The sequence below is a fragment of the Cupriavidus sp. GW823-FHT07B10 genome (assembly GCF_058794355.1).
Map to the genome: position 1 here is coordinate 1 of NZ_JBXAGS010000005.1, position 13,878 is coordinate 13,878.

Genomic DNA, 13,878 nt, shown 5'->3' on the forward strand with positions numbered 1-13,878 from the left:
ATCGAGTTGTGGGCCGATGGCGCCGCCCTGCCCTACACCACCTATGACCGGCTGGGCGAGATCGACCAGGGCGCGATCGTCGAGCACAAGCGGCTCGGGCACGTGCTGGCGATCGCGGCCCAGGTGCAGGCGCAGCGCGACAGCCGCCAGCAGACAGGGCCATCGCGCACGCTGGCTGGCGCGCCACCGCGCCCGCACCGGCCGGCGCCGAACACCAAGCGGCAGCGGTTGATCAACCGGCTCGATCTGGAGCGCGCGCTCGCCGCGGTCCCGCGCAATCCGGACACCCTGGACATTTCTGCTTGGCCGGCGCGCGTTCAACCGCCCCACCCTGGGCCAGACTCTGCCACCTCAGGCCAGCACCACCGCCCTACCGAAAAAGCCAGGAAAGAACATGACACCGCACAAAAAGCACGCTCGGACTGACATTTCTATTTGGCCAGGCCTACGACATCTAAAAGCCGCCACAACATAGAGTGTAGCGGCTAAGCGGTAATGTCCGGTTCTGGCTAAGTTCAAATGTCCGAGTTTGGCAGGCGTAAGCTTGACGGCTTCCAGCGCGCGGGAGCCCGTCATGCCAGCAGGAGCCATTACCATGACGATGCGGCAGATCGACCGGCGCAAGGTCTCTGCGAGAAACTTGAGAATCCTGAGAAAGTTGAGTAAAGTGCAGGTGCCAATCCCGATGTGAATCCGTCCTGGCGTTGGCTCTAGCGTCGTTAGCCCAAGATCGGTTGTCCTGTGCGCGATCTGATCGCGAAGCGAGCATCCCCCCGCCTTCGCCCCGCCCCGGGTTGTCATCTGATGGAGTTTGATATGACACCGCGTACCCACGTGCCGGCCGCCATTGCGGTCGGCCCCCAACTGGTCGAGAAATTGGTTCACGACATCGACGAGCAACTGGAACACACCATCGACGTGGGCGAACGTGCCCGCGTGATGGACATCGTGCGCCAGTGCCTGACGGCAACGCTCGGACACCCCGGCTCGCCGGCGGCAGATGTCGAGAACCGGCTCGCCGTGTCATATCTGAAGCCCTCGGAGGTCATTGCACAGGGTCTGGTGGCCATGTCGCAGGCGACACTATACCGCGCAGTGGAGGATGCACGCTTTTACTGTGTCACCCCGCGCGGCAAGGCGATCGGCCGCGCCTTCCCGGCCTGGCAATTCGCGCCGCCGGTGCCGGAGCTGCTGGTTCCGGTGCTGCGCCAGATGAAGAACCTGCCGAGTAGCGAAATCCATGCGTTCTGGGTCACCCCGGTCGATGCCTTCGACGACCTGACGCCTGCCGAAGTGCTGGCGGGCAAGGCGTTCCAATCGCGCGCGGCACTTACCGCCGCGCAGCGTGGCCACCTTGCACAATCCGCCGGCGAGCGGCAGGGCTGGGTGATCGCGCAGTTGACCGCGCTGCCCTCGCGCAGTTCGGATCTGATCAGCTGATGTCGACGTCAAAAATCATTGGGACTTGACTGGCGATGGAGCGCCGGTCGGTTTCCGGTATCCGTCGCGCAAGCACAAGAGCCATCTGGCACTGGCCATCCAGTTCGATTCGCTTGAGCAATGGCGCTGCCAGGTCGATATACGGGTGACGCCGTTCGCGGACATGCCGGAGTTCGAAGCGTTGCGCGCCGACGCGAACTACGCCGCCCCGTTCGAGGGCGGGTTTTTGTTGGACTGAAGCCGACTGCTCGGCCACGCCTTTTGCGGAGCCACAGGAATTCCGCATATGGCAAGGCCGAATTTGGGAGGCATAACTGGCCGATGAAGCCTTAACCGAGAAACCGCCGATGCCCACCAACCCCGCCCAGGACTCAAACCGCGCCGCTGACGCAACCACCACACGTGGCACGGCTCCAGAGGTTCTTCGGGCGTTCCTGAAACTTGGCCTGACTTCGTTCGGCGGCCCGATCGCGCACCTCGGTTACTTCCGAGCCGAATTCGTCGAGCGCCGCCGCTGGCTGGACGACAAGAGCTACTCGGACCTGGTCGCGCTGTGTCAATTCCTGCCGGGGCCAGCCAGCAGCCAGGTTGGCATGGCGCTGGGGCTGCAGCGGGCGGGCTGGCTTGGCGCGCTGGCCGCCTGGATGGGCTTTACCCTGCCCTCTGCGATTGCACTTGTCCTGTTTGCCTTTGGCATTGCGCGCTGGTCCGGCGTTGCGGATTCCGGGGCAGTCCACGGCCTGAAGGTGGCGGCCGTGGCGGTTGTCGCACAGGCGGTATGGGGCATGGCCAGGTCGCTGTGTCCGGACCGGCTGCGTGCCGGCATCGCGGTCGTGGCCGCGCTTCTGGTCCTCGCGGTGCCAAGTGCGGTGGGCCAGGTTGCCGCCATTGTGCTGGGTGGCCTGGTTGCGCGCTGGACCTTGCAGCTGAACCATCTGCCTCCTGCCCAGCATCTCAACTACGGTGTGAGTCGCCGGGTCGGCGCTTTGCTTCTCGCGTTGTTCGGCGTGCTGCTGGTGCTGCTCCCGGCCCTTGCCGCAATGACTGGTTCGATGGCGGTGTCGGCCGTGTCGGTCTTCTACCAGGCCGGAGCGCTGGTTTTCGGGGGTGGGCATGTCGTATTGCCGCTGCTGCAGGCTGGCGTGGTGCCCCCTGGCTGGGTCGGCAACGATGCATTCCTGGCGGGCTACGGCGCAGCACAAGCAGTTCCGGGTCCCCTGTTCACCTTTGCCTCGTACCTCGGGGCGCTCTCGCCCGCGCCATTGGGTGGATGGGTGGGCGCGCTGGTACTGCTTCTCGCGATCTTTGCGCCGGCGTTCCTGCTGGTGGCCGGCGCATTGCCGTTCTGGGAAAGCCTGCGCCAGCGCGACGGGGTGCAGAGCGCGATGGGTGGCATCAATGCAGCCGTCGTTGGCGTACTGGCCGCCGCACTGTACGACCCGGTGTGGACCAGCGCGATCCACTCGAAGGCGGATTTCGGCCTGGCGCTGGCGGCCTTCGGCTTGCTCGTCTACGGCCGCGTGTCCCCCGTACTGGTGGTGGCCGGCGCGGCGCTGGGTGGGTGGATCCTGGCGCTCTAGCCGGGGATCCGCCAACCCAGGTCGCCACGCTCAGATCACGGCGCGCTCACCAACACCGCCGCGGCCGGATCCGCCGCCGCATCGCCCTCCATGACGATCAGCTTCGCTGGCGCGGCGCTCTTTGGCGAAAGCGTCGTCACGACTTCGCGCAGCGGGCCAATGGCGGTGCCGTTGGCCATGCCGGCCGCATTGGTGCGGAAGCTTGCCACGGGCGTGGCCTGCCCTGCGACATAGACGCTGTACGTGGTTTGCGGCTTCAGCTTGAACAGGGATACTTCCAATGCGTCGACGACACCGAGATTGCGCGCGACCACAAAGCCCTTGGCATCGCCACGGACCGGTTTAAGGGCGATGTTGACCGGATCGCTGTTCGCTCTCTGCACAAGGTTGGCGGTCCCGTCGCCGCCTGGCACTGCGTTGGAGACATAGACCAGTGCCTGCGGCGCCTGGCCAACCGGCACGCGGGTCGTGACCTGGTTCGTTGCGGTGTCGATCACGTCGACGGCGTCGCCGTTTTCCAGCCCGACATAGATGCGTGAACTGTCATCGGCAGCCCAGATGCCGTGCGGCAGCGCGCCGACCGGAATGGTCGCGACCAGCCGCGGTTCGGCCTCGGTGGTGAATACCTTGACCACGTTTTCGCCGCCCACTGTCACATAGGCGAACGTGCCACGCGCGGTCCTGGCAAAGGCAAGGTGATTGGTGATGAAGCCGGAGTCGAAGACGCCCTTCACTTCCAGTTTCTCGGTGTCGATGCGGGTGACCTTGCCCACGTCCTTGTGCGTCATCCACACCTCGCGGAAGTCCGGCGTGAACTGCAGGAACGGTGAGAACGGGCTGGTGACACTGAGGCGCTTGACCACCTTGTGTGCCCTGACATCGATGACATCCACCACGGGGTTGAAGCTGGACACCACGAAGGCGAGCTTGCCGGCAGGATGGAACAGCACCATGCCCGGCCCTGCCGTGGTCGGGATGCGGCGGGTTTCCCGGAATGTCACCGGGTTGATGACGGAGATATAGTCTTCGCCGCGCACGACTACCCACACCTCTTTTCCATCCGCGGTAAAGAAGCCCTCATGCGGTGAGCGGCCGATATAGGCAATGCCCTTGACCTTGTTGGTCGCCGTATCGATGAACGCGACGGAATTCGATCCGTTCGAGATCGCGATCAGGGTCCGATGGTCGGGCGAGAAGCCAAGGCCGTGGACATTGAGCTCGCCCTTGTAAAGCGGCGACAGCACGTCCGGCCGCGCGTTGCCAAGGCGGATCTGCCCAAGCAAGGTGTTGCTCGCCGGATTGATCACTGAAACGGTGTTGCTGTTCTGGTCGGCGGTGTAAACGCGATCCTGTGGCTGCGGCGCGGCGACTGCGAGAGGCGCGGCCACGGCAAGGATAAGGGCATGTCTTTTCATGATTCGGTCCAGAAGCGGGCGGTGTATGTCCGCCGGTTAGCGAGGATTGGTGGCGCCAGGTGCCCTGGCCTGGCTGCGCTGGAGCCAGGCCTGCATCAGGCGGATCTCGTTTTGCTGCTCGGTGATGATGGCCTGTGCAAGATTGCGCAACTCCGGGTCCTTGCCATACAGCAGCAGCGCCTTGGCCATGTCGATCGCGCCCTGGTGGTGCGGAATCATCATGGTGACAAAGTCGTGGTCGGGGATGCCGTTCATGGCTGCCTGCGCCATGCTGTGATCCATTACGGCCATGGCGTCACCCATCAGGCCGGCAAACGGTTTTGCGGTGCTGGCGACAAAGGGCGGCGGCACCTGCCCCGCAGTGGTTTGGTGATGGTGGTGGGCTTCCTGGGCTGGCGCGGCAAAGCTTGCAGCCCATAGAAGCAGCGCCGGCACGATGCGTGCCGCGGTGCCGACGCCATTGCTTGGGGTTCTCCGTTGCATTGCAGGGTCTCCTTTCTACCGGGCCTGGCGTTAGCCGGCGGCCGGGGGGTACCTGCGTATACACATGGAGGGCGTGGACTATTCCATGGAAAGCCGGATTTTTTGCGGACCAGCCGCTGGACAGGCCTGCGATGCGTGACGCAGCCCCACCCTCCCCTTACGGGGTATCCGCCCGTCCCGGCGCACCGTCCAGGGCCGCCAGTATCCGAAACGCTGCCTTTACCCGCTCCGGTACCGGGAAGTTCTTGTTCGCCAGCATCACGATGCCAATCCGCTTCGCCGGCACAAAGACCACGTAGGCGCCAAAGCCATTGGTCGAGCCGGTCTTGTTGACCAGCACATCGGCGGGCGATGACAGCGGCGGCTCCAGCCGGCTCACCTGGTTCGCCTCGAGCACGACCTGCGGTGAACTGCCGGCCAGCACGCTGTCGACCCGTGTGGGCCAGGCGTACATTTCCCAGCCCAGCCCCTGCACCATGTCGCCGACCTTGAAGTACCCGGTGTGCGTCCCGGCAATGGCACGCCGCAGCTTGTCGTCCAGGCCGGCACTGTCGATGTTGGCTTCGACAAAGCGGATCATGTCGGCCGCCGTGGTTTTCACGCCGTAGGCTTCGGCATCCAGCACGCCGGGCGTCACGCGGACCGGCTTGCCGTCTTTCGAATAGCCATAGGCGTAGTCGCCCATGCGCGCTTTCGGCACCCTGATGTAGGTGTGGGCCAGGCCCAGCGCCGGGAACAGCGTCTTCTCCATCAGGTCATCGAAGGGCTGTCCCATGCTGCTGGCGGCCAGGTAGCCGAACAAGCCGATGCTGGGATTCGAATACTGGCGATGGCTGCCGGCGGCATATCTGGGGCGCCAGCCCCGGAAATAGTCGACCATCGTCCTGGTATCGGTGACCGCATCCGGAAACTGCAGCGGCAGGCCGCCGGCAGCATAGGTGCCGAGGTCGAGCAGGCTGGTCGCGCCCAGGCTGCTTCCCGCAAGCGCCGGCAGGTATTTCCCGGCAGGGTCGGCCAGGGACAGGGTGCCGCGGGCCTGTCCATAGGACGCGAGCGTCGCGGTGAAGGTCTTGCTGACCGAGCCGATCTCGAAGAGCGTGTCGCCGTCGACCTTGCGCCGGCCCTCCTTCGCCGCGACGCCGTAGTTGAAGACGTAGCGCTTGCCGCCGGCCGTGACGGCAACGGCCATGCCGGGGACGCCGTGCGCCGCCATCAGGGGGCGGATGGCATCGTTCACAGCGCGTTCTATCTGGCGCTGGCCGACACTGTCGGCGGCACTGGCATTGGCCGCGAAGAGGCTGCAAGCCATGGCGATGGTGGCGATGCGGGCAACAGGAATCCGTTTCATATCCGGCGCTTGGCGATCATGCTGGGGGGGCGGCGCCGGACCATGGCGGTGCGCGCCCGTGGCGGCACGGACGCGCAACTGGAGCGGCTGCAGAAGGACAAAGCTTAACAGCCGCCGCCGTCGCATGTGGAGTCCCGCACCGAAGCGCCCCGCCTGGCCTGCAAGGTGAAGCCGGCGATATCAGAGCGAGGACGGCGCAGGCTTGTCCGTGTCGATGCCGTAGCGCGTGATCGCCTCGGCCACCACCGACGCCGGCACCGTGCCCTGCGCCGCAAGCGCGCGCAGCGCCGCCACGCAGACATAGGCGCGATCGACCTCGAAGAAGCGGCGCAGCGACGGCCGGTTGTCGCTGCGGCCATAGCCGTCGGTGCCCAGCACCGTGAAGGGAGCCGGCACGTAGGGCGCAATCAGCTGCGGATAGGCGCGCACGTAGTCAGTGGCCGCCACCACCGGCGCGTCGCCGGCCAGCAGCGCTTCCACATGGCTGGGGGCGATGCTGTCCTGCGGATGATGCAGGCGCTGGCGCGCGGTCTCGCGCGCCTCGCGCTCCAGCTCGGAGAAGCTGGTGACGCTGAACACCTCGCTGTCGACCTGCCAGTCCTCGGCCAGCATCTGCGCCGCGGCCTCCACCTCGCGCAGGATGGTGCCGCTGCCGAGCAGCCGCACCCTGGCGCGCCCGCCGCCTTCCACCTGCGCAAGCCGGTACATGCCGCGCACGATGTCGCGCTCCACGCCCGCCGGCATCGACGGCTGGGCGTAGTTCTCGTTCATCACGGTCAGGTAATAGAACACGTCCTCCTGGCGCTCCATCATCGCGCGCATGCCCTCGTCGACGATGACTGCCAGCTCATAGGCGTAGGCGGGGTCATAGGCGCGGCAGTTGGGGATGGTGGCGGCAATGATGTGGCTGGTGCCGTCCTGGTGCTGCAGCCCTTCGCCGGACAGCGTGGTGCGGCCTGCCGTAGCGCCCACCAGGAAGCCGCGCGCACGCTGGTCGCCGGCGGCCCAGATCAGGTCGCCGATGCGCTGGAAGCCGAACATCGAGTAGTAGATATAGAGCGGCAGCATGGCCGTGCCATGGTTGCTGTAGGCGGTGCCCGCGGCAATCCACGACGACATCGCACCGGCCTCGGTGATGCCCTCTTCCAGGATCTGGCCGCGGATGTCCTCGCGGTAGTACAGCATCGAGCCGGCGTCCTCGGGCTCGTACAGCTGGCCCTGCGATGAATAGATGCCGACCTGGCGGAACAGGCTGGCCATGCCGAAGGTGCGCGCCTCGTCGGCGACGATGGGCACCACGCGCGGACCGAGCGCCTTGTCCTTGAGCAGGCCGGTCAGCATGCGCACCATTGCCATGGTGGTTGACATCTCCTTCTGGTCGGCCGCCACCGCGAACTGGCCGTATTGCGCCAGCGGCGGCACCGCCACGGTGTCGGCCTGGCGCTGGCGCGCCGGCAGGTAGCCGCCCAGCGCCTGGCGGCGTTCGCGCAGGTAGCGCAGCTCAGCGCTGTCCTCGGCCGGGCGGTAGAAGCGCATCGATTCCAGGTCCTCGTCGGACAGCTCCAGGCCGAAGCGGCTGCGGAATGCCTTCAGCGCCTCGATGTCGAGCTTCTTCTGCTGGTGCGTGGTGTTCTGCGCCTGGCCGGCATTGCCCATGCCATAGCCCTTGATGGTCTTGGCCAGGATCACCGTGGGCTGGCCCTTGTGCGCGCGTGCCGCGGCAAAGGCCGCATGGAGCTTGCGCAGGTCGTGTCCGCCGCGGTTCAGCGCCGCCACCTCATCCGGCGTCATATGCGCGACCAGTGCCTTCAGCGCTTCGTTCTGGCCAAAGAAATGCTCGCGCCCATAGTGGCCGTCCTTGGCCTTGTAAGTCTGGAACTGGCCGTCCATGGTCGAGGCGAAGGCGCGCAGCAACGCGCCGGAGTGATCGCGCGCGAAGATCGGGTCCCAGGCGCTGCCCCACAGCACCTTGATCACGTTCCAGCCCGCGCCGCGGAACAGCGCTTCCAGCTCCTGCACGATCTGGCCGTTGCCGCGCACCGGGCCGTCCAGGCGCTGCAGGTTGCAGTTGATGACAAAGGTCAGGTTGTCGAGCTTCTCGCGCGCTGCCAGCGGCAGCGCGGCGATCGATTCGGGCTCGTCCATCTCGCCGTCGCCGAACACGCCCCACACGTGCCGGCCCGAAGTGGCCTGCAGCCCCCGGTGCTCCATGTAGCGCATGAAGCGCGCCTGGTAGACCGACTGGATCGGGCCCAGCCCCATCGAGCCGGTCGGGAACTGCCAGAAGTCCGGCATCAGCCAGGGGTGCGGATACGAGCACAGGCCCTGCCCCCCCGCCTCGCGGCGGAAGTTGTCGAGCTGGGCCTCGGACAGGCGACCTTCCAGGAAGGCGCGCGCGTACACGCCCGGGGCCGAGTGCGGCTGGAAGTAGACCAGGTCGCCGCCGTTGCCGGCATCGGCGCCCTGGAAGAAGTGGTTGAAGCCGACCTCGAACAGGTCCGCTGCCGAGGCATAGCTGGAGATATGCCCGCCCAGTTCACCGTAGGCCTGGTTGGCGCGCACCACCATGGCAAGGGCATTCCAGCGCACGATGCCGGTGATGCGCTCTTCCATCGCCAGATCCCCCGGATAAGGCGGCTGGCACTCGACCGGGATGGTGTTCAGGTAAGGCGTGTTGCTCTGAGCCGTGGTCGACACATCCAGCGCGGGGGCGGCATCGAGCAGCCGGCCGAGCAGGAAGCGCGCGCGCTCCTGCCCGCATTGCGCCACCACTGCCTCCAGCGCGTCCAGCCATTCGCGCGTCTCCTGCGGATCGTCGTCGCCGTCGGGCATGGCCTGGGCGAGCAGGCGGGCGTGTGGGGAGGCAAGGTCGGTCATGGGGAAGTCTCCAATGGGTTTTGTCCCATTCTATGGAGTGCCCTCCCGCATGAGGTGCTGAAGTTGACTGCCTATCCGGCAGGTGGCAGCACAATCCACTGCCGCTCACCATAAAAACCACTCGAAAATGCTGAGGCCGCGGCATATCCCATGCCGAACGCCGGGCTAGCGCGGATTGCGCAGCGGCAAGGCTGTGTCGTACATCACCTGCTTGAGTGCGAAGCTGCTGCGGATGTTGGCGACGCCGGGGATGCGCGTGATCTCGTCGACGATCAGCCGCTCCACGGCCTGCACGTCGGCCACCACGGCGCGGATCAGGTAGTCGGCATCGCCCGTCATCAGGTAGCACTCCATCACGTTGGGCAGCGCGCGCACGGCGCGTTCGAAGGCATCCAGCCCCTCGCGCGCCTGCCGCTCCAGCGACACGTGGATAAAGACGTTGACGTTGAGGCCAAGCTTCTGCGGATCGAGCAGCGTCACGCGCTGCCGGATGATCCCGCGCTGCTCCAACGCGCGCACGCGCGCCAGGCAAGGCGACGGCGAGAGGTTGACGCGCGCGGCCAGCTCGACGTTGGTCAGGCTGGCGTCGCGCTGCAACGCCTCGAGGATCCGGATATTGATTTCATCCAGTTCGGGTTCCTGCATGGGGTTCCTGTATGGCCGGCTCGATGTGAAGTGCATGGCGCCCTGCCTCCTTGCGGAAACGGGGCGCCGGGCAGAGCGCTAAAATACAGGCCGCGCGGCGCGGGCGGCAAACCTCCAGGCTTGCAGGGCCGCCACATGGCGATCGTGGAACCCGGCCAGCAGCCGGCATCAGGTTCCCGCGCCCTCCCCGCGTGCCTGCGCCCATGCGTCCCAGTACGGCGGACTGCCGATGGCCGTGCGCACGCACTCCGCAAACGCGCGCAGCCGCGCCGACACCCGCCGGCCTTCCGGGTGGGCGATATAAATGGATTCCGGCTCGGCCCGCAGGCCGACCTCGATCACGGCCAGCGCCCCCTGCCGGATGGCATCGCCGGCAATAAAGGTCGGCAACAACGCGATGCCGACTCCCGCGATGGCGGCATCTCGCATCATGTCGCCGTTGTTGACGCGCAGCGCAACGGCGGCACGGGCGATTTCGGTGCCGTCGGGGCCGTGCAGGCGCCAGTCAGCCGCGCCGCGGTTGGCGTAGAAGATGCCACGGTGCTGCTGCAGCTCCGCCAGCGTTGCCGGCGCGCCCATCTGCGCCAGGTAATCCGGGGATGCGACCAGGAGGCGGTGGCTGGGGGCAAGCTGCCATGCCACCAGGCGCGAGCTCTCCAGCGGGCCGTGCCGCACCACGGCGTCATAACTGTCGGTGGCCGCGTCCACGCGGCGGTCGTCCAGGTCCAGGCTCAGCTCCAGTTCCGGATGCCGGGCCAGGAACGGATAGATGGCAGGCCCCAGGTGCATCCGGCCAAATGTGACCGGCGCGGAAATCCGCAACGACCCGGCCAGGGTGCCGCGCCGCTCGGCAACATCGGTTGCCGCCGCCTCCACTTCATGCAGGATGCGCGTGGCCCGCTCCAGGAAGGCGGCGCCATCCTCGGTCAGCGACAGCCGCCGCGTGGTCCGGCGCAGCAGGTTGGCACCCATCGCCTTTTCAAGGTCGGCCAGGCGTTCGCTGACAACGGACTTGGACAAGTTGAGCCGCCTCGCGGCCTCGCTGATGGAGCCTGCCTCGACCACGGCGACAAAGCTGGCGACACCTTCTAGCTTGAACATTGTTCGGCATATCCGGAAAGTTGTTCCGCGATCTTCAGTCTAGTTCGAACCACGCGCGTTGCCCATACTGGTTTCACGAGGCAGCAGGACGGTTCCTGCTGCCCTACCCGCAAAACCGGCGCTGTGGACCAGCAAGTTGCCCCCGCGCCAGACCGGAGATCGATCATGGGACGTTTGTCTGGAAAAGTTGCCATCATTACCGGCGCCAGTGCCGGCATTGGCCGCGCCACCGCATTGCTGTTTGCCGCCGAGGGCGCCAGGGTGGTAGTCGGTGCCCGCCGCCAGTCCGAACTGGACAGCCTGGTGGCGCAGATCCGTGACGCCGGCGGCGACGCGGTGGCGCTCGCCGGCGATGTTCGGCGCGAGGAATACGCCAGCGCGCTGGTGGCGCTGGCGGTCGAGCGCTATGGCCGCCTGGATATCGCCTTCAACAACGCCGGCACGCTCGGCGAGGGCGGGCCCAGCACCGGGGTTTCGGCAGACGGCTGGAACGACACCCTTGCCATCAATCTCACCGGCGCATTCCTCGGCGCCAAGCACCAGCTTGCACAGATGCTGAAGGATGGCGGCGGTTCGGTGATCTTCACCTCGACCTTCGTTGGCTACACCGTCGCCTTTCCCGGCGTGGCCGCGTATGCGGCAAGCAAGTCCGGCCTGATCGGCCTGACGCAGGCGCTGGCGGCCGAGTATGGGCCGCAGGGCATCCGCGTCAATGCGATCCTGCCGGGCGCCGTGGACACGGACATGTATCGCACCATGAACGACACCGCGGAATCACAGGCGTTCATCACCAACCTGCATGCGCTCAAGCGCGTGGCCACGCCGGAAGAACTGGCGCGCTCGGTGCTGTACCTGGCATCGGACGATTCGGCTTTCGTCACCGGCACGGCATCGCTGGTGGATGGCGGCGTCTCGATCACGCGCACCTGACCCCACCGGCGCCGGCGGCCAGCATGGCCGCCGGCGCCGCCAACCAGTTTCAGCCCCCTTCCGCTCAAGTCATCGTTCTGTCATCCGCCCCGGCCAGAATGCGCAGGTCATTCACGTCAGGGAGTCGACATGACGCACGCAATTGAAGTCCGCGGGCTTTCCAAATCGTTCCGCGCGGACCGCAAGGCGCTTGACGATGTCACGCTGCACATCGCGCCAGGCGAGATGGTCGCCCTGCTGGGTGCATCGGGATCGGGCAAGTCCACGCTGTTGCGCCACGTGGCCGGATTCATCACGGGCGATGCCGGCGCCGGCGAAATCCTCGTCAACGGCCGCCATGTGCAGCGCAACGGCCGCCTGGCCCGCAACGTGCGCAAGGTGCGTGGCGAGATCGGGTTTGTGTTCCAGCAGTTCAACCTGGTGGGCCGTCTTCCGGTCATCACCAACGTGCTGGTCGGCACGCTGGCCCGTGTGCCCAAGTGGCGCAGCCTGCTGCGCATCTTCAAGGCCGATGAAGTCCAGGGCGGGCTCGATGCGCTTGCGCAAGTTGGTATAGACGACTATGCGTTTCAACGGGCCTCGACGCTGTCGGGCGGCCAGCAGCAGCGCGCCGCCATCGCCCGCACGCTGGTGCAGAACGCCAGCGTGATCCTGGCCGACGAGCCGATCGCCTCGCTCGACCCGGAATCGTCGCGCCGAGTGATGTCGCTGCTCAGGCAGATCAACCGCACGCGCAAGGTCGCGGTGCTGGTGTCGCTGCACCAGGTGGACGTGGCGATGCGCTACTGCCCCCGCGTGGTGGCGCTGCGCCACGGCAAGGTGGTCTATGACGGCCCCTCTGCCGCGCTCACGCCCGGCATGCTGCGCGATCTCTACGGCACCGAAGCCGACGAGCTGCTGCTCGATTCCGTGCCAGACGAAGACGTATCCACTGCGGCCATGCCGGCACCGGCAATGGTCACGATGAACCTGGCGGCCGCCTGAACGGCCGCCTGTCCACACCGCTTTATCCCAAAACCGCTTCCCACCGGAGTTGTCCATGCTTCGCAGAACCTTTCTCGCCGTCGTGGCTTCAGGCGTGGTCGCCCTGCCCACCTTCGCGCAGGACGCCAAGAGCCTGAACATCGGCTTTATCTCGACCGAATCGTCGTCGAACCTGAAGTCCGCCTGGCAGCCGCTGATCGACGATCTCAGCAAGACGCTGGGTGTACCCGTCAAGCCCTTCTTTGCGTCCGACTACGCCGGCATCATCGAGGGCATGCGCTTCAACAAGGTGCAGATCGCCTGGTTCGGCAACAAGTCGGCCATGGAGGCCGTGGACCGTGCCAACGGCGAGGTCTTTGCCTCGGTGATCGACAAGGACGGCAACCCGGGCTACTGGTCGGTGCTGATCGTCAACAAGGACAGCGACCTGAAGAGCGTCGAAGACGTGATCAAGCGCGGCAAGGACCTCAGCTACGGCGCCGGCGACCCCAATTCCACCTCGGGCACGGCCGTGCCGGGCTTCTACCTGTGGACCGCCAACAAGGTCGAGCCCAAGACGCTGTTCAAGGCCGTGCGCATCGGCAACCACGAGACCAACCTGCTGTCGGTGCTGAACAAGCAGGTCGATGTGGCGGTGAACAACACCGAGAACATGGAGCGCTATCGCATCAACACCGGCAAGAACGCCTATGACCAGGTGCGGGTGCTGTGGAAGTCGCCGCTGATCCCGGCCGATCCGATGGTCTATCGCAAGGACCTGCCGCCGGAGGTGAAGAAGAAGATCCAGGCCTTCTTCGCCAACTACGGCAAGGGCGCAGACGCCGCGCGTGAAAAGCAGGTGCTGGCCACCCTGACCTACCAGGGCTTCCGCACCGCCAGCGATGCGCAGCTGGTGCCGATCCGCCAGATCGAACTGGCCCGCGAAAAGGCGAAGATCGAATCGGACACCACCCTGGCCGCTGCCGACAAGGAAAAGCGGCTGGCCGAGGTGACCCGCCGCCTGGCCGAGCTGGACAAGGCCGCCGGCAACGCCATCAGCACGCAATAAGCCCATCCCGACGAGGCCGGCGGCCCC

13 protein-coding genes and 1 pseudogene are annotated in these 13,878 nt (G+C 66.2%); 8 read left to right on the top strand and 6 right to left on the bottom strand.

The features are described 5' to 3' along the window. From AC1Q6V_RS12345 to chrA, 4 genes and pseudogenes are all read left to right on the top strand, one after another. Positions 1-426 (top strand): annotated as a pseudogene (locus tag AC1Q6V_RS12345) (ISNCY family transposase); the annotation flags it as partial. Positions 427-816: 390 nt separating this feature from the next. Further along, complete coding sequence (locus AC1Q6V_RS12350; RefSeq protein WP_439669071.1) at positions 817-1,440, top strand: hypothetical protein; 624 nt, start codon at positions 817-819, stop codon at positions 1,438-1,440. Between the two features lie 25 nt (positions 1,441-1,465). Further along, positions 1,466-1,678 carry a hypothetical protein gene (locus AC1Q6V_RS12355; RefSeq protein ID WP_454750691.1) on the top strand — a complete coding sequence of 71 codons (213 nt, stop codon included), beginning with the start codon at positions 1,466-1,468 and terminating at the stop codon, positions 1,676-1,678. A 109-nt stretch (positions 1,679-1,787) separates the two neighbouring features. Then, positions 1,788-3,020 (top strand): chromate efflux transporter, encoded by a 1,233-nt coding sequence (gene chrA / locus AC1Q6V_RS12360; RefSeq protein ID WP_454750692.1) that lies wholly within the window; start codon positions 1,788-1,790, stop codon positions 3,018-3,020. A 35-nt stretch (positions 3,021-3,055) separates the two neighbouring features. Here the strand turns inward: chrA and AC1Q6V_RS12365 are convergent, their stop codons facing one another. From AC1Q6V_RS12365 to ampC, 3 genes are all read right to left on the bottom strand, one after another. Then, positions 3,056-4,435 (bottom strand): YncE family protein, encoded by a 1,380-nt coding sequence (locus AC1Q6V_RS12365; RefSeq protein ID WP_454750693.1) that lies wholly within the window; start codon positions 4,433-4,435, stop codon positions 3,056-3,058. A gap of 36 nt (positions 4,436-4,471) precedes the next feature. Next, positions 4,472-4,918 (bottom strand): CopM family metallochaperone, encoded by a 447-nt coding sequence (gene copM, locus AC1Q6V_RS12370; protein WP_454750694.1) that lies wholly within the window; start codon positions 4,916-4,918, stop codon positions 4,472-4,474. Positions 4,919-5,075: 157 nt separating this feature from the next. Then, entirely contained in the window at positions 5,076-6,227 is a 1,152-nt protein-coding gene (gene ampC / locus AC1Q6V_RS12375; RefSeq protein ID WP_231881511.1) for a class C beta-lactamase, read from the bottom strand. Here ampC and AC1Q6V_RS12380 point away from each other — a divergent pair. Continuing rightward, positions 6,120-6,374: a hypothetical protein gene (locus AC1Q6V_RS12380; protein WP_231881523.1), complete on the top strand. Its 255-nt coding sequence runs from the start codon at positions 6,120-6,122 to the stop codon at positions 6,372-6,374. The two genes, ampC and AC1Q6V_RS12380, sit on opposite strands and share 108 nt — an antisense overlap. A gap of 72 nt (positions 6,375-6,446) precedes the next feature. Here the strand turns inward: AC1Q6V_RS12380 and mdeB are convergent, their stop codons facing one another. The 3 genes from mdeB to AC1Q6V_RS12395 form a co-directional block, all read right to left on the bottom strand. Then, the gene (mdeB, locus tag AC1Q6V_RS12385; RefSeq protein ID WP_454750695.1) at positions 6,447-9,143 is read right to left on the bottom strand and encodes an alpha-ketoglutarate dehydrogenase; all 2,697 of its coding nucleotides are present in this window, start codon (positions 9,141-9,143) and stop codon (positions 6,447-6,449) included. A gap of 165 nt (positions 9,144-9,308) precedes the next feature. Then, the gene (locus AC1Q6V_RS12390) at positions 9,309-9,788 is read right to left on the bottom strand and encodes an Lrp/AsnC family transcriptional regulator (RefSeq protein WP_010809356.1); all 480 of its coding nucleotides are present in this window, start codon (positions 9,786-9,788) and stop codon (positions 9,309-9,311) included. A gap of 168 nt (positions 9,789-9,956) precedes the next feature. Continuing rightward, entirely contained in the window at positions 9,957-10,889 is a 933-nt protein-coding gene (locus tag AC1Q6V_RS12395) for a LysR family transcriptional regulator (protein WP_454750696.1), read from the bottom strand. A gap of 165 nt (positions 10,890-11,054) precedes the next feature. Between AC1Q6V_RS12395 and AC1Q6V_RS12400 the strand changes: the two genes are divergently transcribed. The 3 genes from AC1Q6V_RS12400 (at position 11,055) to phnD (ending at position 13,851) form a co-directional block, all read left to right on the top strand. Continuing rightward, positions 11,055-11,819 (top strand): SDR family oxidoreductase, encoded by a 765-nt coding sequence (locus tag AC1Q6V_RS12400; RefSeq protein WP_010809358.1) that lies wholly within the window; start codon positions 11,055-11,057, stop codon positions 11,817-11,819. 129 nt (positions 11,820-11,948) lie between these two features. Then, entirely contained in the window at positions 11,949-12,803 is an 855-nt protein-coding gene (gene phnC, locus AC1Q6V_RS12405) for a phosphonate ABC transporter ATP-binding protein (protein WP_011617129.1), read from the top strand. A gap of 55 nt (positions 12,804-12,858) precedes the next feature. Further along, positions 12,859-13,851 carry a phosphonate ABC transporter substrate-binding protein gene (phnD, locus tag AC1Q6V_RS12410; RefSeq protein WP_454749449.1) on the top strand — a complete coding sequence of 331 codons (993 nt, stop codon included), beginning with the start codon at positions 12,859-12,861 and terminating at the stop codon, positions 13,849-13,851. The last annotated feature ends 27 nt before the right edge of the window (positions 13,852-13,878 follow it).